At 71.7% G+C, this 18435-nt stretch carries 17 protein-coding genes; 6 read left to right on the top strand and 11 right to left on the bottom strand.

Going from position 1 to position 18435, the window contains the following annotated elements; translation table 11 throughout:
- The first annotated feature begins 55 nt into the window (after positions 1–55).
- Positions 56–1018 carry a COX15/CtaA family protein gene (locus tag RND61_RS04840; protein ID WP_315876420.1) on the top strand — a complete coding sequence of 321 codons (963 nt, stop codon included), beginning with the start codon at positions 56–58 and terminating at the stop codon, positions 1016–1018.
- Positions 1019–1133: 115 nt separating this feature from the next.
- Here RND61_RS04840 and RND61_RS04845 read toward each other — a convergent pair whose 3' ends face one another.
- Together RND61_RS04845 and RND61_RS04850 are read right to left on the bottom strand one after the other, a co-directional pair.
- Positions 1134–1472 (bottom strand): hypothetical protein, encoded by a 339-nt coding sequence (locus tag RND61_RS04845; protein ID WP_315876421.1) that lies wholly within the window; start codon positions 1470–1472, stop codon positions 1134–1136.
- Between the two features lie 95 nt (positions 1473–1567).
- Entirely contained in the window at positions 1568–2509 is a 942-nt protein-coding gene (locus tag RND61_RS04850) for a heme o synthase (RefSeq protein ID WP_315876423.1), read from the bottom strand.
- Between the two features lie 456 nt (positions 2510–2965).
- On the opposite strand from RND61_RS04850, the gene tkt reads away from it, so the two are divergent.
- From tkt to pgl, 5 genes are read left to right on the top strand one after another with little or no spacing between them, the layout of a single operon-like run.
- Complete coding sequence (gene tkt / locus RND61_RS04855; RefSeq protein WP_315876424.1) at positions 2966–5053, top strand: transketolase; 2088 nt, start codon at positions 2966–2968, stop codon at positions 5051–5053.
- A 35-nt stretch (positions 5054–5088) separates the two neighbouring features.
- On the top strand, positions 5089–6207 hold the full coding sequence (gene tal, locus RND61_RS04860; protein ID WP_315876425.1) for a transaldolase: 1119 nt from the start codon (positions 5089–5091) through the stop codon (positions 6205–6207).
- A 4-nt stretch (positions 6208–6211) separates the two neighbouring features.
- On the top strand, positions 6212–7735 hold the full coding sequence (gene zwf / locus RND61_RS04865; protein WP_315876427.1) for a glucose-6-phosphate dehydrogenase: 1524 nt from the start codon (positions 6212–6214) through the stop codon (positions 7733–7735).
- Positions 7732–8841, top strand: a complete 1110-nt coding sequence (gene opcA, locus RND61_RS04870; RefSeq protein ID WP_315876428.1) for a glucose-6-phosphate dehydrogenase assembly protein OpcA — start codon at positions 7732–7734, stop codon at positions 8839–8841. The genes zwf and opcA overlap by 4 nt, the downstream gene beginning before the upstream one ends.
- Entirely contained in the window at positions 8838–9620 is a 783-nt protein-coding gene (gene pgl, locus RND61_RS04875; protein WP_315876429.1) for a 6-phosphogluconolactonase, read from the top strand. Before opcA ends, pgl begins: the two co-directional genes overlap by 4 nt.
- Positions 9621–9695: 75 nt before the next feature.
- Here pgl and RND61_RS04880 read toward each other — a convergent pair whose 3' ends face one another.
- The 9 genes from RND61_RS04880 to gap all read right to left on the bottom strand — a co-directional run bounded on the left by RND61_RS04880 (position 9696) and on the right by gap (position 18385).
- Positions 9696–10544: a poly-gamma-glutamate hydrolase family protein gene (locus tag RND61_RS04880; RefSeq protein ID WP_315876430.1), complete on the bottom strand. Its 849-nt coding sequence runs from the start codon at positions 10542–10544 to the stop codon at positions 9696–9698.
- A gap of 56 nt (positions 10545–10600) precedes the next feature.
- Positions 10601–12121: a PH domain-containing protein gene (locus tag RND61_RS04885; RefSeq protein WP_315876431.1), complete on the bottom strand. Its 1521-nt coding sequence runs from the start codon at positions 12119–12121 to the stop codon at positions 10601–10603.
- The gene (locus RND61_RS04890; protein ID WP_315876432.1) at positions 12118–12600 is read right to left on the bottom strand and encodes a PH domain-containing protein; all 483 of its coding nucleotides are present in this window, start codon (positions 12598–12600) and stop codon (positions 12118–12120) included. Before RND61_RS04890 ends, RND61_RS04885 begins: the two co-directional genes overlap by 4 nt.
- A gap of 22 nt (positions 12601–12622) precedes the next feature.
- The gene (gene pgi / locus RND61_RS04895) at positions 12623–14278 is read right to left on the bottom strand and encodes a glucose-6-phosphate isomerase (RefSeq protein ID WP_315876615.1); all 1656 of its coding nucleotides are present in this window, start codon (positions 14276–14278) and stop codon (positions 12623–12625) included.
- A 186-nt stretch (positions 14279–14464) separates the two neighbouring features.
- Positions 14465–14800: an RNA polymerase-binding protein RbpA gene (locus RND61_RS04900; RefSeq protein ID WP_003957010.1), complete on the bottom strand. Its 336-nt coding sequence runs from the start codon at positions 14798–14800 to the stop codon at positions 14465–14467.
- A gap of 123 nt (positions 14801–14923) precedes the next feature.
- Positions 14924–15154 (bottom strand): preprotein translocase subunit SecG, encoded by a 231-nt coding sequence (gene secG / locus RND61_RS04905; RefSeq protein ID WP_189537488.1) that lies wholly within the window; start codon positions 15152–15154, stop codon positions 14924–14926.
- 119 nt (positions 15155–15273) lie between these two features.
- Positions 15274–16050, bottom strand: coding sequence for a triose-phosphate isomerase (tpiA, locus tag RND61_RS04910; RefSeq protein ID WP_315876440.1), 777 nt, complete (start codon positions 16048–16050; stop codon positions 15274–15276).
- Between the two features lie 5 nt (positions 16051–16055).
- Positions 16056–17267: a phosphoglycerate kinase gene (locus tag RND61_RS04915; protein WP_315876441.1), complete on the bottom strand. Its 1212-nt coding sequence runs from the start codon at positions 17265–17267 to the stop codon at positions 16056–16058.
- A gap of 113 nt (positions 17268–17380) precedes the next feature.
- Positions 17381–18385: a type I glyceraldehyde-3-phosphate dehydrogenase gene (gap, locus tag RND61_RS04920; protein ID WP_315876442.1), complete on the bottom strand. Its 1005-nt coding sequence runs from the start codon at positions 18383–18385 to the stop codon at positions 17381–17383.
- Positions 18386–18435: the final 50 nt, after the last annotated feature.

Consider the following 18435-nt stretch of genomic DNA (forward strand, 5'->3'; position numbering starts at 1 on the left):
CCGCCGCGGCACCCCCTCGTGAAAGCGTGCACAAGCGCCGACTTACGATAGGTCCGTGTTGACCCCCCTCGCCTCCATCGCCCAGCGCTGGACCCCGTCCCCCCGGACGCTCCGGCGGGCCGCCCTCTCCGCGGTCGTCATGACCGTCGTCATCATCGTCACGGGCGGCGCGGTCCGGCTGACCGGCTCCGGCCTCGGCTGCGACACCTGGCCCAAGTGCACCGACGACAGCCTGTTCGCCACGCCCGAACAGGGCATCCACGGCGCGATCGAGTTCGGCAACCGCATGCTGACGTACGTCCTGTCGGCGTCCGTCGGCTGGGCGATCGTCGCGGCGCGGTCCACGAAGCCGTGGCGCCGCGGGCTGTCCCGGCTGGGCTGGGCGCAGTTCTGGATCGTCGCGAGCAACGCCGTGATCGGCGGCATCACCGTCTGGACGGGCCTGAACCCGTGGACCGTGGCGGGTCACTTCATCGCCGCGAACGCGCTGCTGACCGTCGCGGTCGTCACCTGGGTGCGCACCGGAGAGGGCGACACCGCGCCCCGTCCGCGCGTCCCCGGCCCGGTGCGCAAGCTCGGCTGGGCGCTGGTCCTCGTGTCGGCCGTGCTGATCGTGGCGGGCACGGGCGTGACGGGCAGCGGCAAGCACGCGGGCGACAGCAGCGACGTGCCGCGCATGCCGTTCGACTACACGACGGCCGCGCAGGTGCACGCGGCGTTCGCGTGGATCGTCTGCGTGGGCGCGGTCGCCATGTTCTTCGTGCTGCGGGTCGTCGACGCCCCGGACGACGTCCGGGCGCGCGCCCGCGACCTGCTGCTGGTGCTGCTGCTCCAGGGCGGCATCGGCTACGTGCAGTACTTCACCGGCGTCCCGGAGGTCCTGGTGGGCGCCCACATGCTGGGCTCGGCGCTGCTGTGGATCGCCGTGCTGCGCCTGGTCCTGAGCCTGCGCGAGCGGCCGCTGGACGCGGCGCCGGCGCCCGCCCCGTCCAGCGGCGCGGCGCTCACGGCGGCGTGACGCCGGCAGCGGTCGGCAGCGGTACGGAAAGACGCCCGGGGCGTCGCCGGAACGGAATCGTTCCGGCGACGCCCCGGGCGTTGCGGTACGTCGTGGTCGCGGCGGGCGCGCCGCGTCACTCGGCGGTCTGCCCGGGAGCCTTCTCGCCACCGATCTGGATGCCGGCCATGCGGCTCCACTCGTACGGGCCCGTGCGGACCTTCGCGGCGAGCTCGCCGTCGAAGGACTCGTGCAGGGTGAGGCCGGCCCTCTCGGCGGCGCCCTGCGCGGTCTCCCGGTCCGGCGCGACCAGGTCGCCCCAGCCGCCGTCCTCGCCGACCAGCACGATGCGCGTGCCCGCCTGCCCGATGTAGGCGAGCTGGCCCTGGGCGCCGCCGTGCTCCTTGGCGAACGCCTGGATCTGCCGGGCGAGCTTCGCCGCCGTGCGCTCTGCCTGCTTGGTGGTGTCTGCCATGGACAGGATGCTACTGCCGGGTAGATCAACGTGCGACGGGCGGGCCACGTGGCCTTGGCCACGCGACCCGCCCGTCGGGCGGTCCGGTTGCGCGCTCAGCGCAGGAACGGGTCCACGGCGACCGCCACGAACAGCAGCGACACGTACGTGATGGACCAGTGGAAGAGCCGCATCTCCTTCAGCTTCGCCCCGGTCTCGCCGGCCCGGGCGCGGTGCTGGAGGGCGTGCGCCTCCCACAGCCACCAGCCGCCGGTGACCAGCGCCACGGCCGTGTAGAACCAGCCGGTGTAGCCGAGGGGCTGGAGCAGCAGCGAGACGAGGACCATCACCCAGCTGTAGAGGACGACCTGTCGGGCCACGACCTTGTTGGAGACGAGGACCGGGAGCATCGGCACGCCCGCGCGCGCGTAGTCCTCCTTCACCTTCATGGACAGCGGCCAGTAGTGCGGCGGGGTCCAGAAGAAGATGACGAGGAAGAGGATGACCGCGGCCCACGACATGGAGTTCGTGACCGACGACCAGCCGATGAGGACCGGCATGCAGCCGGCGACGCCGCCCCACACGATGTTCTGCGCCGTGCGGCGCTTGAGGATCATCGTGTAGACGACGACGTAGAAGAGGAGCGCGCCGAGGGCGAGCCACGCCGACAGCCAGTTGACGAACAGGCCGAACCAGAGCGTGGACACGACACCGAGCCCGAGACCGAACACCAGGCCCTCGCGGGGCGAGACCATGCCGGTGACGAGGGGACGCCGCGCCGTGCGCTCCATGAGCGCGTCGATGTCCCGGTCGATGTACATGTTCAGCGCGTTGGCGCCGCCCGCCGAGAGGTAGCCGGCGAAACACGTGTGGAGGACCAGCAGCAGATCCGGTACGCCCTGTTCCGCGAGGAACATGACCGGAACCGTGGTGATCAACAGCAGCTCGATGATCCGCGGCTTGGTCAGCGCCACGAACGCCTTGGCGCGGGCCCCGAATGGCCGATGGGCTGGGCTCGTCCCGAGAGCACTCGCTGGACGGGATTCGACGGCCGTCACGCACACCCCTGACAGAGACATCCCTGCGAGCCCGCCCCTTGACGTGATGGGCCGGTGAAGACTCGCGCGTACCACGCCACTGTAGACGTTGCCCCTACTCCGCCCTTCGCGGGGGTGGGGTCGTGTTCCCCCTCCCCGCCCCTCGCCGCCCCCCTCCTCGTCACCTTCCCGTCCGCCCTCCCCGGCCGGACCGGGAGGGGGAACGGGAGGGCGTGGGCTCGGACGGGCGGGTCCCCCTCTCGTCCGAGCGCTCCGATGAGCGCCCTCGCGGCGGGTGGGCCACGGATGAGCGATCGGATGAGCGGGCCCGCATACACGTGGTGCACCAGGGTGGTTGCGGGTGGCGGGACCCCGTGGAGAGCCGGAAAATCGGGCCTGGTGACGGGATAGGCTCGGCAGCGGCCGGTGCACCGACGTCATCGGCATGCGACATGTGGAGAGGAGCCCTGACCGAGGGTGAGCACCAAGCCGACCACCACAGACCTCGAGTGGACCGCATTGGACCAGCGTGCCGTCGACACCGCCCGTGTCCTGGCCGCGGACGCCGTACAGAAGGTCGGCAACGGCCATCCTGGTACGGCCATGAGCCTGGCCCCCGCGGCGTACACGCTCTTCCAGAAGGTGATGCGCCACGACCCCGCGGACCCGGACTGGACCGGGCGCGACCGCTTCGTGCTGTCCGCGGGCCACTCCTCGCTGACCCTGTACACCCAGCTCTACCTGGCCGGGTTCGGCCTGGAGCTGGACGACCTGAAGGCGTTCCGCACCTGGGGGTCGAAGACCCCGGGCCACCCGGAGTACGGCCACACCAGGGGCGTGGAGACGACGACCGGCCCGCTGGGCCAGGGCGTCGCCAACGCCGTGGGCATGGCGATGGCCGCCCGCTACGAGCGCGGCCTGTTCGACCCGGAGGCGGCGCCCGGCACCTCGCCGTTCGACCACTTCGTGTACGTCATCGCCGGTGACGGCTGCCTCCAGGAGGGCATCTCCGCGGAGGCGTCCTCGATGGCCGGGCACCAGAGGCTCGGCAACCTGATCATGCTGTGGGACGACAACCACATCTCGATCGAGGGCGACACCGAGACCGCCGTGTCCGAGGACACCCTGAAGCGGTACGAGGCGTACGGCTGGCACGTGCAGCGCGTCGAGCAGCAGGAGAACGGCGACCTCGACCCGGCGGCCCTGTACGCGGCGATCCAGGCGGCGAAGGCGGAGACCGGGCGCCCCTCGTTCATCGCGATGCGCTCGATCATCGCCTGGCCCGCGCCGAACGCGCAGAACACCGAGGCGGCGCACGGCTCCGCGCTGGGCGACGAGGAGGTCGCGGCCACCAAGCGCGTGCTGGGCTTCGACCCGGAGAAGTCGTTCGAGGTCTCCGACGAGGTCATCGCGCACACCCGCAAGGCCCTGGACCGGGGCCGCGAGGCCCGCGCCGCCTGGGAGAAGGACTTCCAGGCGTGGCGTGCCGCCAACCCGGAGCGCGCGGCCGAGTTCGACCGGATCTCCGCGGGCGAGCTGCCCACGGGCTGGGAGGAGAAGCTCCCGGTCTTTGAAGCGGGCAAGGCGGTCGCCACGCGCGCCGCGTCCGGCAAGGTCCTCCAGGCGCTCGGCGCGGTCGTCCCCGAGCTGTGGGGCGGCTCCGCCGACCTGGCGGGCTCGAACAACACGACGATCGACAAGACGTCGTCGTTCCTGCCGGAGGGCAACCCGCTGCCGGAGGCCGACCCGTACGGCCGCACGATCCACTTCGGCATCCGCGAGCACGCGATGGCCGCCGAGATGAACGGCATCGCGCTGCACGGCAACACGCGGATCTTCGGCGGCACCTTCCTCGTGTTCTCCGACTACATGCGCAACGCGGTCCGGCTCTCGGCGCTGATGCACCTGCCGGTGACGTACGTGTGGACGCACGACTCGATCGGCCTCGGCGAGGACGGCCCGACCCACCAGCCGGTGGAGCACCTGGCGTCGCTGCGCGCCATCCCGGGCCTGAACGTGGTCCGCCCGGCCGACGCGAACGAGACGGCGATCGCCTGGCGCGAGATCCTGCGGCGCTGGACGAAGGAGTTCGGCAAGGGCGCCCCGCACGGCCTCGCGCTGACCCGTCAGGGCGTGCCGACGTACGAGCCGAACGAGGGAACGGCCAGGGGCGGCTACGTGCTGGCGGACGCCGAGGGCGGCGAGCCGCAGGTCGTCCTGATCGCCACGGGTTCCGAGGTGCACCTGGCCGTGGAGGCGCGCGAGCAGCTCCAGGCGGCGGGCGTGCCGACGCGTGTCGTGTCGATGCCGTGCGTCGAGTGGTTCGAGGAGCAGGACCGGGGGTACCGGGATTCCGTGCTGCCGCCGTCGGTGAAGGCGCGGGTGGCGGTGGAGGCCGGCATCGGTCTGACCTGGCACCGGTACGTGGGCGACGCGGGCCGGATCGTGTCGCTGGAGCACTTCGGTGCGTCGGCCGACGGCAAGCTGCTGTTCCGGGAGTACGGCTTCACCCCGGAGGCCATCGCCGCCGCCGCACGGGAATCGCTCGCGGCCGCGACGCGCTGACGCCAACACAAGCACGAGTAGGAGATGCAATCCTCATGACAGACGCACTCAAGCGCCTCTCCGACGAAGGCGTCGCGATCTGGCTCGACGACCTGTCCCGCAAGCGGATCACCTCCGGCAACCTGGCGGAGCTGATCGACGAGCAGCACGTGGTGGGTGTCACCACCAACCCGTCGATCTTCCAGAAGGCGATCTCCGAGGGCCACGGCTACGACGGCCAGCTGGCCGACCTCGCGGCCCGCCGGGTGACCGTCGAAGAGGCCATCCGCATGATCACGACGGCGGACGTCCGGGACGCCGCCGACATCCTCCGCCCCGTCTTCGACGCGACGCAGGGCCAGGACGGCCGGGTGTCGATCGAGGTGGACCCGCGGCTCGCGCACGACACGCGGGCGACGGTCGCCGAGGCGAAGCAGCTGGCGTGGCTGGTCGACCGGCCGAACACGCTCATCAAGATCCCCGCCACCGAGGCGGGCCTCCCGGCGATCACGGAGACCATCGGCCTGGGCATCAGCGTCAACGTCACGCTGATCTTCTCGCTGGAGCGCTACCGCGCCGTCATGGACGCGTACCTCTCCGGCCTGGAGAAGGCCAAGGAGCGCGGCCTGGACCTGTCGAAGATCCACTCGGTGGCGTCGTTCTTCGTGTCCCGGGTGGACACCGAGATCGACAAGCGGCTGGACGGCCTCGGCACGCCCGAGGCGAAGGCGCTGCGCGGCAAGGCCGCCCTGGCCAACGCGCGCCTCGCCTACCAGGCGTACGAGGAGGTCTTCGGCTCCGAGCGCTGGGCGGCGCTGGACCGGGCGCAGGCCAACAAGCAGCGTCCGCTGTGGGCGTCGACGGGGGTGAAGGACCCGGCCTACAAGGACACGCTGTACGTGGACGAGCTGGTCGCCCCGGGCACGGTGAACACGATGCCCGAGGCGACGCTGGAGGCCACCGCCGCGCGCGGCGAGATCCGCGGCAACACCATCGCCGGTACGTACGAGCAGGCCCGTGCGGACCTGGACGCGCTCGCGAAGCTGGGCATCGGCTACGACGAGGTGGTCCAGCTTCTGGAGGACGAGGGCGTCCAGAAGTTCGAGGCGTCCTGGAGCGACCTACTGGCGTCGACCGAGGCGGAGCTCAAGCGCCTCGCCCCTTCGGAGGCATAGGACCTTGCACAGCAGCAATCCGCTGCGTGACGCCGCGGACCGACGGCTCCCGCGCATCGCGGGGCCGTCGGGCCTGGTCATCTTCGGCGTCACGGGCGATTTGTCACGTAAAAAGCTGATGCCCGCCGTCTACGATCTGGCGAACCGGGGGCTGCTGCCGCCGGGCTTCGCGCTGATCGGCTTCGCCCGCCGCGAGTGGCAGGACGAGGACTTCGCGCAGGTCGTCCACGACGCCGTGAAGCAGCACGCGCGCACCCCCTTCCGCGAGGAGGTGTGGCAGCAGCTCATCCAGGGCATGCGGTTCGTCCAGGGCGACTTCGACGACGACACGGCGTTCGAGCAGCTCAAGGCCACCATGGACGAGCTGGACAAGGCGCAGGGCACCGGCGGCAACTTCGCCTTCTACCTCTCCGTGCCGCCCAAGTTCTTCCCCGTGGTGGTCCAGCAGCTGAAGCACCACGGGCTGGCCTCGCAGCGGGAGGGGTGCTGGCGGCGCGCGGTCATCGAGAAGCCGTTCGGGCACGACCTGGCCTCGGCCCAGGAGCTGAACGCGATCGTCCACGAGGTGTTCACCCCGGACCAGGTGTTCCGGATCGACCACTACCTGGGCAAGGAGACCGTCCAGAACATCCTGGCGCTGCGGTTCGCCAACACCCTCTTCGAGCCGATCTGGAACCGGTCGTACGTCGACCACGTGCAGATCACCATGGCCGAGGACATCGGCATCGGCGGCCGGGCCGGCTACTACGACGGCATCGGCGCCGCCCGCGACGTGATCCAGAACCACCTGCTCCAGCTGCTCGCGCTGACCGCGATGGAGGAGCCCGCCTCCTTCGGCGCGGACGCGCTCGCCGCCGAGAAGACCAAGGTGCTGGGGGCCGTGCGGCTCCCCAAGGACCTGGGCGCCTCGACGGTGCGCGGCCAGTACGCGGCCGGGTGGCAGGGCGGCGAGAAGGCCGTCGGCTACCTGGAGGAGGAGGGCATCGACCCCGCTTCCAAGACCGACACGTACGCCGCGATCAAGCTGGAGATCGACAACCGCCGCTGGGCGGGCGTCCCCTTCTACCTGCGGACCGGCAAGCGCCTGGGCCGCCGGGTGACGGAGATCGCGGTCGTCTTCCAGCGGGCCCCGCACTCCCCGTTCGACCACACGGCGACGGAGGAGCTGGGCCACAACGCGCTGGTGATCCGCGTCCAGCCGGACGAGGGCGTGACCATGCGGTTCGGCTCGAAGGTGCCGGGCACCTCGATGGAGGTGCGGGACGTCTCGATGGACTTCGCGTACGGCGAGTCGTTCACCGAGTCCAGCCCGGAGGCGTACGAGCGGCTGATCCTCGACGTCCTCCTCGGCGACGCCAACCTCTTCCCGCGCGTGGAGGAGGTCGAGCTGTCGTGGCGGATCCTCGACCCGATCGAGGACTACTGGGACAAGCACGGCAGGCCCGCGCAGTACCGGGCGGGCACGTGGGGTCCGGTCGAGGCGGACGAAATGCTCGCACGAGACGGACGGAGCTGGCGCCGGCCATGAAGATCGACCTTACGGACACCACCTCCAGCAAGATCAACAAGGCGCTGGTCCAGGGGCGGCGCGCCATCGGCACCCCCGCCGTCGGCATGGTGCTGACCCTGGTCATCGTCACCGACGAGGAGAACGCGTACGACGCGCTCCGCGCGGCCAACGAGGCCTCCCGCGAGCACCCGTCGCGCAAGCTCGTCGTCATCAAGCGGGTCTCCCGCTCCCCGCGCGACCGGGCGAAGGCACGGCTGGACGCGGAGGTCCGGGTCGGCGCCGACGCGGGTACCGGTGAAACGGTCATCCTGCGGCTGCACGGCGAGGTCATCGACCACGCCCAGTCGGTCGTGCTGCCGCTGCTGCTGCCCGACGCGCCCGTCGTGGTGTGGTGGCCGGTCAACGCACCGACCAACCCCGCCAAGGACCCGCTGGGCGCCCTCGCCCAGCGGCGGGTGACCGACACGTACAACGCCGAGGACCCGGTCCGCGAGCTGGTGGAGCGCGCCGAGGCGTACACGCCGGGCGACACGGACCTGTCCTGGACGCGCATCACGCCGTGGCGTTCGATGCTGGCCGCCGCGCTGGACCAGGTCGCCTGCCAGGTGGTCTCCGCCGAGGTGGAGGGCGAGGAGTTCAACCCGAGCGTCGAGCTGCTGGCCATGTGGCTGGCGGACCGGCTCGGGATCGCGGTGCGCCGTACGACCTCCGCGGGCCCCGGTCTCACCGCCGTGCGGCTGGAGACCGACTGCGGGCCGATCGTGCTGGACCGGCCGGACGGGTCGCTCGCCACGCTGTGCGTGCAGGGGCAGCCGGACCGGGCGGTCGCGCTCAAGCGGCGCGACACGGCCGAGCTGATCGCGGAGGAGTTGCGGCGGCTGGACCCGGACGACACGTACGCGTCGGCGCTGCGGTACGGGGTCGAGCGGCTGGGCGAGACGGCGAACGGCTCGGCCGGGGCTCCGGCTCCCTCCTCGGCCCAGGATTCCCCGGCTCAGGCGCCGTCGGACGCGGCTTCGTCGGACGCGGGTGACGCCGCCGGCGGTGCCGGTACGGCCGCTCCCGCGCCGGCGGGCAAGGCCGGTACGAAGAAGGCCCCGGCGAAGAAGGCGGCCGCCAAGTGAGCACCCCCCAGCTGGTCGTCCACCGCGACAAGGAGCTGATGGCGCAGGCCGCCGCCGCCCGGCTCATCACCCGGATCATCGACGCGCAGGCCGCCCGCGGCTCCGCGTCGGTGGTCCTCACCGGTGGCCGCAACGGCAACGGCCTGCTCGCCGCGCTGCGCTCGGCTCCCGCGCGGGACGCGATCGACTGGTCGCGGCTCGACCTGTGGTGGGGCGACGAGCGCTTCCTGCCGGAGGGCGACCCCGACCGGAACGACACGCAGGCGCGGGCCGCGCTCCTCGACGACGTGCCGCTGGACCCGGCGCGGGTGCATCCGATGCCCGCGGCGGGCGGCGCGTACGGCGCGGACGCGGACGCCGCCGCCGCCGCGTACGCGGAGGAGCTCGCCGCCGCGGCCCGCCCGGAGGACCTCGGCCCGGTCCCCCGGTTCGACGTGCTCATGCTGGGCGTCGGCCCGGACACCCACGTCGCGTCGCTGTTCCCGGAGCACCCGGCGGTGCGGGAGACCGAGCGGACGGTGGTGGGCGTGCACGGCGCGCCGAAGCCGCCGCCCACCCGGATCTCCCTCACCCTCCCGGCGATCCGCTCGGCGCGCGAGGTGTGGCTGCTGGCGGCGGGTGAGGACAAGGCACAGGCCGCGGCCGTCGCCCTGTCCGGCGCCGGTGAGGTGCAGGCCCCGGCGGCGGGCGCGTACGGGCGGAAGCGGACGCTGTGGCTGCTCGACGCGGCCGCGGCGGCGCGGCTGCCGGGCACGCTCTCCCCGGCGGCACCGGCCTGACCGGCCGTCGTCCGGCACGGGCACAGGCCCGGCTCGCGGAAGGTGCGCGGGCCGGGCCTGTGTCGTTCCCGCAGGTCAGAGGATGACCTGGTCGGGGTCCTGGTGCAGCCGGGCGATGGCGGTGCGGCAGGCGCGGACGAAGTCCCAGTACACGGCCGTGGTGCTGCCGGCGCGTCCGGCGCGGGTGTTCACGGAGAACATCGCGGCGCGCAGCTCGGTGGTGAGCTCCAGTTGGCCGCCCTTGCCGAGCATGGTGCGGTTGCAGGGGTTGTCGGGGTTGATTCCGGCGAGGTCGCGGACCTCGGGGTCGTTGCCGTCCTTCCAGGCGATGCCCACCTTGTCGAACTCGGCCTTCAGGAGGGTCTTGAACCGCTCGTTGAGCCCGCCGACGACCACGGCCCGCGGATCGGCGGTGTGCGCCTGGGCGGCCGTGCAGCCGTGCAGGCTCAGCACGTTGAGGCTGGAGCGGACCATCGAGAGGCAGACGTGGTCGTCGTTGTTCTTGGCGGTGACGTGGAGATCGCGGTTGCCGGAGCTGCGCAGCCCCTCGAACATCCAGTAGTCGTGGACGTCGAGGCCGTCGTCGACGGGCTGGAGGGTGGCCGGGTAGTAGCCGGCTATGCCGAAGCACAGCTCGGACGTGCCCGTCTCGATGCCGCCGCCGTGCATGGCGAGGACGGTGGTGCGGTTGTAGGGGTGTCTCCCCGCGTAGTCGTGGTCGAGGAACCCGTGCCGCTTGTAGCGGCGCGCGAACTCGGCCCCCTCCTGGCCGGCCAGCTTCGTGTAGAGGTCGGTGTTGGAGGTGTAGAGGTCGAACTCGTCGGTGGCGTGGGCCGGGGTCGCGGTCACGGCGCCCAGCAGCGGCCCGGTGACGGCGGCGGTGGCGAGCGCGGTGAGGACGGTGCGTCGGCTGGTGTGGGTCATCCGCTCATGATCACCGCCGGCGGCCGGGGACGGCCACTCCGTCCTTGTGCCGTGCGTCACTCCGCCGGTTCGAGGAACGGCTCCAGGAGTCCGGGGACGGCGGCGGCCGCGAAGCGCAGGCCCTCGCTCTCGTCGGCGTCGTACACGTCGTAGGCGCCGTCGCCGGCCGCCGTGGTCGCGGTGAGCGTGAGCAGCCCGGCGCGCCGCTGGGCGTACGACTGCTTGAGCGTCCACCCGATGACGCCGCCGCGCTGGAGGGCGACGGTCGACCGGCGCACCGTCCCGGAACGCGCCACCAGGTAGCCGCCGGCCGTGCCGTGCCCCAGGGCCCGGTACGCGTCGAGGGCGAGGGCCGCGGCGCACACCACCAGCACCAGGGCGGTCGCCCCGGCGGCGTACAGCAGGGCGCGGACGTCCAGCGCGGCGCCGAGCACGGCGAGCGGCAGGGCGGGTACCAGCGCGGCGCCCACCGCCCAGCGCAACCGCCGCGCGCGGGCCGCCCGGGGGTGCGGGGTGAGCGGCGCGGCCGTGGGCGGTACGGGCTCGCGCAGGACACGGGCGGCGACCCCGTCGGCGACGGTGCGGGGCACGGCGGGCAGCAGCGACTTGTGGGTGTCGTGCTTGTCGTCGGCGCCCTGCGACAGGCCCGTGGCGACGGCGTCTATCCGCGCGGCCCCGAACAGCCGGACGCCGAGCGGCTCGACGAGCTCGACGCCGCGCAGCCGCCGCTCCTCGATGGTCAGGGAGCGGGCGGTGAGCAGACCGCGCCGCACCCGCAGCGTGCCGCCGGGCTCGCGCTCCAGCCGGAAGTTCCACCACATCTCGACCCACAGGGCGAGCGCGCCGACGACCCCCGCGCACAGCGCGACCGCGGTGAGCGTGACGACGATCCACACGACCGGCGTCTCCCGGAAGAGGCCGCCTATCCGGTCGATGACCTCGCCCTGCGCCCCGAACCACTCGCTGACCTGCATCACACCGCCGACCGCCGCGCCGCCGAGGAGCGGCGCGACGAAGGACACCGGCGCGTACCGGATCCAGGACGGGTCCAGGGCGGCCAGCTCTCCGTCGTGACGGGCCGTCGCCTCCGGGCCGGGGGCGCGGCGCAGCAGTTCCCGCCGCAGCCGCTCGCCCTCGGCGCGGCTCACGGCGTGCAGCTCCAGCGTGGACTCGCCGCCACCGGTGCTCTCCCCCGTCCCGATGCGCACCTTCACCAGGCCGAGGAGGCGCAGCGGCAGGGGGGCCGTCAGGTCGACGGTGCGGATGCGCTCGCGGGGCAGGGAGCGGCGCCGCTCCAGGACGAACAGCCGCGCGTGCAGCTCGACCCGCTCGTCCCCGACGCGGTAACGGGTCCGGCGGCACCGGACGGTCTCGATCGCCGCGCCGCCGACGACCAGCAGCAGGAACCCGGCGGCCACCAGGAACAGCGCGCCTCCCGCGCCCATCGGGCCGGACAGGGCGAGGAACGCCGGCACGGCGCCGCCGGCCGCGACCCCGGCCCCGGCGGCACCGGTGACCAGCGCCGTGCGCCGGTCGGGGCGCCGCCAGTCCCCACCGCCGCCGGGGGCCGCGCTCATGTCGCGTCCCCCGGCGTGTCGCGGGTGATCAGCGTCAGCCGCTCGGCGAGGTCGGCGGCCAGCCGGTGGTCGAGCCCCGCGAGGGTGACCGCGCCCTTGGCGGACGCCGTGGTGACCGTGACCGTGGCCAGCCGGAACGCCTGTTCCAGGGGTCCGCGGACGGTGTCCACGGTCTGGATGCGGGACATGGGGGCGATCCGCCACTCCTGCCAGAAGAAGCCGGTGCGGACGTAGACCGCCTCGTCCGTCACCTCCCACCGGTGGACCCGGAACCACCAGCGGGGGAAGAACGCGGTGCACACGAGCCCGGCCGCGGCCACCGCCCCCGCGGCGGCGAGCAGCCAGGTCCGGGCGGGCTCCAGGAGCCCGCCCAGCACGGCCAGGACGACCGTCGGCACGGCCGTCGCCAGCAGCCACTGCGTGCGCCACCAGGCGACCGCACGCTCGTCCAGCGTGTTCCGCGGCGGCCGCAGCCGCACCGCGCCCTCCCCCCGCACCGCGTCACCCCGCCCGCAACGCCCGGTAGGCGGCGGCCAGGGCCGCCGTGGAGCCGTCGAGGCCCTCGCCGCCGACGCCCTGGGTCAGCACCGGCTCGATCCGCTTGGCGAGGACCTTGCCCAGCTCGACGCCCCACTGGTCGAAGGAGTCGATGTTCCAGACCGCGCCCTGGACGAAGACCTTGTGCTCGTACAGGGCGATGAGCTGGCCCAGCACGGACGGGGTCAGCTCGTCGGCGAGGATCGTGGTCGTCGGGTGGTTGCCGCGGAACGTCTTGTGCGGCACGAGCTCCTCGGGGACCCCCTCCGCCCGCACCTCGTCGGAGGTCTTGCCGAAGGCCAGCGCCTGCGTCTGGGCGAAGAAGTTGGCCATCAGCAGGTCGTGCTGGGCGGCGAGGCGGGGCGGCAGGTCGTCGACGGGCTTGGCGAAGCCGATGAAGTCGGCCGGGATCGTCTTCGTGCCCTGGTGGATCAGCTGGAAGTAGGCGTGCTGGCCGTTCGTGCCGGGCGTGCCCCAGACGACCGGGCCGGTCTGCCAGTCGACCTCTCGGCCGTCGCGGTCCACGGACTTGCCGTTCGACTCCATGTCGAGCTGCTGGAGGTACGCCGTGAACTTGGACAGGTAGTGCGAGTACGGCAGCACCGCGTGGGACTGGGCGTCGAAGAACGCGCCGTACCAGACGCCGAGGAGGCCCAGCAGCAGCGGGGCGTTCTCCTCCGGCGGCGCCGTGCGGAAGTGGTCGTCCATCAGCCGGAAGCCGTCGAGCATCTCGCGGAACCGGTCCGGACCGATGGCGATCATCAGGGAGAGGCCGATGGCGGAGTCGTACGAGTAGCGGCCGCCGACCCAGTCCCAGAACTCGAACATGTTCGCCGTGTCGATGCCGAAGTCCTGGACCTTCTCGGCGTTGGTCGACAGGGCCACGAAGTGCCGGGCGACGGCCTCCTGGCCCGCCTTCAGCTCGTCGAGCAGCCACGCGCGGGCGGAGGTCGCGTTGGTGATGGTCTCGATGGTGGTGAACGTCTTGGACGCGATGATGAAGAGGGTCTCCTCCGCGTCCAGGTCGCGGATCGCCTCGTGCAGGTCGGCGCCGTCGACGTTGGAGACGAAACGGAACGTCAGGTCCCGGCGCGTGTAGGACCGCAGCGCCTCGTAGGCCATCGCCGGGCCCAGGTCGGAACCGCCGATGCCGATGTTGACGATGTTCCTGATGGGCTTTCCGGTGTGGCCGGTCCACGCACCGGAGCGGACGCGCCCGGAGAAGTCGGCCATCCGGTCCAGGACGGCGTGCACGCCCGGCACCACGTTCTCCCCGTCGACCTCGATCACGGCGTCGCGCGGGGCGCGCAGCGCGGTGTGGAGGACGGCGCGGTTCTCCGTGGTGTTGATCTTCTCGCCGCGGAACATGGCGTCCCTCAGCTCCGCGACCCCGGTGGCCTCGGCCAGCCGGCGCAGCAGCGTCAGGGTCTCCTCCGTGACGAGCTGCTTGGAGTAGTCGAGATACAGGTCACCGACCCGCAGGGTGTAGTCGGTGCCGCGCGTCGGCTCGGCGGCGAACAGCTCGCGCAGATGCGTCGTGCCGAACCGCTCGCGGTGCTCCGCCAGGGCGGCCCACTCCGGCATCCGGGTCAGCCTCGGGCGGCTGCTTTCTGCGTTCATGTTGGACATCGGCCCACTTCTTCTCGTACCTGCCTGCTTGCCCCGCTGCCCCTCCAACCTAATTGATCTGCCCCCCTCCCACCGACTTGTCCACAGGTCGGAGTCGTCCACGGGTACGAAAAGGGCCCTGCTCGCGGAAACCGGTGGGGTTTCGCGGGCAGGGCCCGTGTCGCGGGGTGCCAGGACTCAGATCTCGCCGCGCAGTTTGGCCAGCGCCTCGGCCAGGATCGCCTCGCCGTCCGCGTCGCTGCGCCGCTCCCTGACGTACGCCAGGTGCGTCTTGTAGGGCTCGGTGCGCGGCGGGTCCGGCGGGTTGTCCCGGTCCTGACCTGCCGGGAAGCCGCACCGGGGGCAGTCCCAAGTGTCCGGGACCTGTGCGTCGCTGGCGAAGCTCGGCTGTGTCTCGTGCCCGTTGGAGCACCAGAAGGAAATGCGGAGCCGGGGTGCGGACTCGCCGCGCTCGGCCTCCCCCATCGGCCCCGCCCCGACCCGGCTTCCCCGGATCGCGTTGCCACTTGCCACGGTCGTCACTCCCTGCGTGATGGTGCTCGAGGATGCCCCAGTCTACGTAAGGCCCAACGCGCGTCCAGTGACGGGAGTTACCCCGTTCTCAGGGCGCGGGAGGTGGGACGCGGGACGGCGCGGTCAGCCCTCCAGCTTGATGAGCAGGCCCACGACGACGATGCAGGCGACCCAGAGCAGGCCGACGACGACGGTGATGCGGTCGAGGTTGCGCTCGGCGACCGAGGAACCACCCACGGAGGACTGCATACCGCCACCGAACATGTCGGAGAGACCGCCGCCCTTCCCCTTGTGCATCAGCACCAGCAGCATCAGCAGCAGGCTGAACACGATCAGGGCGATCGAGAACCCCATAATCACGGCTGGACCCTACTTCCTGGCAATTCTCTCGGACTGGATGGACGACGGGGGCCCAGGCTCACTGAAAGCCCCGGGCCCCCGCAAGGGTACGACGATTCGGCCCTACCGCATACTCACTGGTCGCGGAAGCGGACGATCTTGACGAACTCCTCGGGGTCCAGCGAGGCACCGCCGACCAGGGCGCCGTCGACATCGGGCTGCGCCATGATCGCGGCGATGTTGCCGGCCTTCACGGAGCCGCCGTACTGGATGCGGACCTTGTCGGCCAGGTCCTGCGAGTACAGCTCGGCGAGGCGGCCGCGGATGGCGCCGCACACCTCCTGCGCGTCCTCGGGGGTGGCGACCTCGCCGGTGCCGATGGCCCACACCGGCTCGTAGGCGATGACGATGGTCTCGGCCTGCTCGGCGGGGATGCTCTTGAGCCCGCCGTCGAGCTGGGCGAGGGTGTAGTCGACCTGGTCGCCGGCCTTGCGGACGTCGAGCCCCTCGCCGACGCAGAGGATCGGGGTCAGGCCGTGCTTGAACGCGGCCTTCACCTTCTCGTTGCAGAGGGTGTCGGTCTCGCCGTGGTACTGGCGGCGCTCGGAGTGGCCCACGGCGACGTAGGCGCACTTCAGCTTGGCGAGCATGGCACCGGAGATCTCACCGGTGTACGCCCCGGAGTCGTGCGCCGACAGGTCCTGGGCGCCGTACTTGATCTTCAGCTTGTCGCCGTCGACCAGGGTCTGCACGGAGCGCAGGTCGGTGAAGGGCGTCAGGACGGCGACCTCGACGGCCTCGTAGTCCTTGTCGGTGAGGGCGAAGGCGAGCTTCTGGACGTGGGCGATGGCCTCGAGGTGGTTGAGGTTCATCTTCCAGTTGCCCGCCATCAGCGGGGTGCGGGTGGTCACGGTGTTCAGTCCTCCAGTGCGGCGAGGCCGGGAAGCGTCTTGCCCTCGAGGTATTCGAGGCTGGCGCCGCCGCCGGTCGAGATGTGGCCGAATGCGTTCTCGTCGAAGCCCAGGGTTCGGACGGCGGCGGCGGAGTCACCGCCGCCGACGACGGTGAACGCCGGGGAGTCGACGAGCGCCTGGGCGACGGCCTTGGTGCCCTGGGCGTAGTCGGGGTGCTCGAAGACGCCCATCGGGCCGTTCCAGAAGACGGTGGCGGCGTCGGCGAGCTTCGAGGCGTACAGCTCGCGGGTCTTCGGGCCGATGTCGAGGCCCTCCTGGTCGGCGGGGATGGCGTCCGCGGCGACCGTGGTGGGGTTGGCGGGAGCCTTCGTCTTCAGGTCCGGGAACTCGGTGGAGACCAGGACGTCGACGGGGAGGACGAACTCCACGCCGCGCTTCTCGGCGCGGTCCAGGTAGTCCAGGACGGCCGGGATCTGGTCCTCCTGGAGCAGCGAGATGCCGACCTCGTGGCCCTTGGCCTTGAGGAAGGTGTACGCCATGCCGCCGCCGATCAGGATGCGGTCGGCCTTCTCCAGCAGGTGGTCGATGACGCCCAGCTTGTCGGAGACCTTCGCGCCGCCGAGGACGACCACGTACGGCCGCCGGACGTCGTCGGTGAGCTTCTTCAGGACGCCGACTTCGGTCGCGATGAGGTGGCCGGCGTAGGAGGGCAGCAGCTTCGGCAGGTCGAACACCGAGGCGTGCCTGCGGTGCACGGCACCGAAGCCGTCGCCCACGTACACGTCGGCGAGGGCGGCGAGGCGGGCGGCGAACTCGGCGCGGGCGGCGTCGTCCTTGGAGGTCTCGCCCGGGTTGAAGCGGAGGTTCTCGATGACCGCGACCTGGCCGGCCTGGAGGCCGCCCACCGCGTCGTGGGCCTCGCTGCCGATCGTGTCACCGGCGAACGCGACGGGCGCGCCGAGCAGCTCGGCGAGGCGGGCGGCGGCGGGGCGGAGCGAGAAGGCCGGGTCCGGAGCGCCCTTGGGGCGGCCGAGGTGGGAGGCCACGACGACCTTGGCGCCGGCCTCGGTGAGGGCCTTGATCGTGGGCAGGACCGCGCGGATCCGGCCGTCGTCGGTGATGGCGGTGCCGTCGAGCGGCACGTTGAGGTCGGCGCGGACGAAGACCCGCTTGCCGTCGACCCCCTGCTCGAGAAGTGTGTCGATCGTCTTCATCGGTTGGTGCTCCTTGGAGAACTCGTGGCCGGGGCAAGCCACAGGGCCCGTACAGCGCGGCGTTGCGCTGCCCGGACCCTGTGCTCACATCGAGGTGCCCGCCCTGCTGTTTATCAGAGCTGGCCGCCGACGAAGACGGTCAGGTCGACGAGGCGGTTCGAGTAGCCCCACTCGTTGTCGTACCAACCGACGACCTTGACCTGCTTGCCCTGCACCATCGTCAGCAACGAGTCGAAGGTGCAGGAGGCCGGCCAGTTGACGATGTCGGAGGAGACGATCGGGTCCTCGGTGTACTCGAGGATGCCCTTCAGCTGGCCCTCGGCGGCCTTCTGGAAGGCGGTGTTGATCTCGTCCTTGGTGACCTCGCGGTCGAGCTCCAGGACGAGGTCGGTGACCGAGCCGGTCGGGACCGGGACGCGCATGGCGATGCCGTCCAGCTTGCCCTTGAGCTGCGGGAGGACGAGCGCGGTGGCCTTGGCGGCGCCGGTGGACGTCGGGATGATGTTCTCCGCGGCGGCCCGGGCGCGGCGCAGGTCCTTGTGCGGGAAGTCCAGGATGCGCTGGTCGTTGGTGTACGCGTGGACCGTGGTCATCATGCCCTTGACGATGCCGAAGTTCTCGTCGAGGACCTTGGCCATCGGGGCCACGCAGTTGGTGGTGCAGGAGGCGTTGGAGATGACGTGGTGGTTGGCCGCGTCGTACTTGTCCTGGTTGACGCCCATGACGATGGTGATGTCCTCGTCGCTGGCCGGAGCCGAGATGAGGACCTTCTTGGCGCCGCCGGCGATGTGCTTCTCGGCGTCGGCCTTCTTGGTGAAGATGCCGGTCGACTCGATGACGATGTCGACGCCCAGCTCGCCCCAGGGGATGTCGGCCGGGTTGCGCTCGGAGAGGACCTTGATGGTGTGGCCGTCGACGGTGATCGTGTCGGCGGTGTGGGACACCTCGGCCTTGAGGCGGCCCAGGATCGTGTCGTACTTCAGCAGGTGAGCGGTGGTCGCGGTGTCACCCAGGTCGTTGACAGCCACGATCTCGATGTCTGCACCCTGCTCCAGCAGCGCGCGGAAGTAGTTACGACCGATGCGGCCGAAGCCGTTGATGCCTACGCGGATCGTCACGAACCGATCTCCTCGTTAGGTACGCCGGGGTTCGACGCCCGGCGAGCTTT

The organism is Streptomyces tamarix, from assembly GCF_032423885.1.
GTDB classification, from domain to species: Bacteria; Actinomycetota; Actinomycetes; order Streptomycetales; family Streptomycetaceae; genus Streptomyces; species Streptomyces tamarix.

Coding starts and splice junctions, on each gene's coding strand:
- RND61_RS04880 (WP_315876430.1), bottom strand. CDS start 10,544: ATGACCCACACCAGCCGACGCACCGTCCTCACCGCGCTCGCCACCGCC.
- tal (WP_315876425.1), top strand. CDS start 5,089: ATGACAGACGCACTCAAGCGCCTCTCCGACGAAGGCGTCGCGATCTGG.
- pgi (WP_315876615.1), bottom strand. CDS start 14,278: ATGAACGCAGAAAGCAGCCGCCCGAGGCTGACCCGGATGCCGGAGTGG.
- RND61_RS04845 (WP_315876421.1), bottom strand. CDS start 1,472: ATGGCAGACACCACCAAGCAGGCAGAGCGCACGGCGGCGAAGCTCGCC.
- secG (WP_189537488.1), bottom strand. CDS start 15,154: ATGGGGTTCTCGATCGCCCTGATCGTGTTCAGCCTGCTGCTGATGCTG.
- RND61_RS04915 (WP_315876441.1), bottom strand. CDS start 17,267: ATGAAGACGATCGACACACTTCTCGAGCAGGGGGTCGACGGCAAGCGG.
- RND61_RS04885 (WP_315876431.1), bottom strand. CDS start 12,121: ATGAGCGCGGCCCCCGGCGGCGGTGGGGACTGGCGGCGCCCCGACCGG.
- opcA (WP_315876428.1), top strand. CDS start 7,732: ATGAAGATCGACCTTACGGACACCACCTCCAGCAAGATCAACAAGGCG.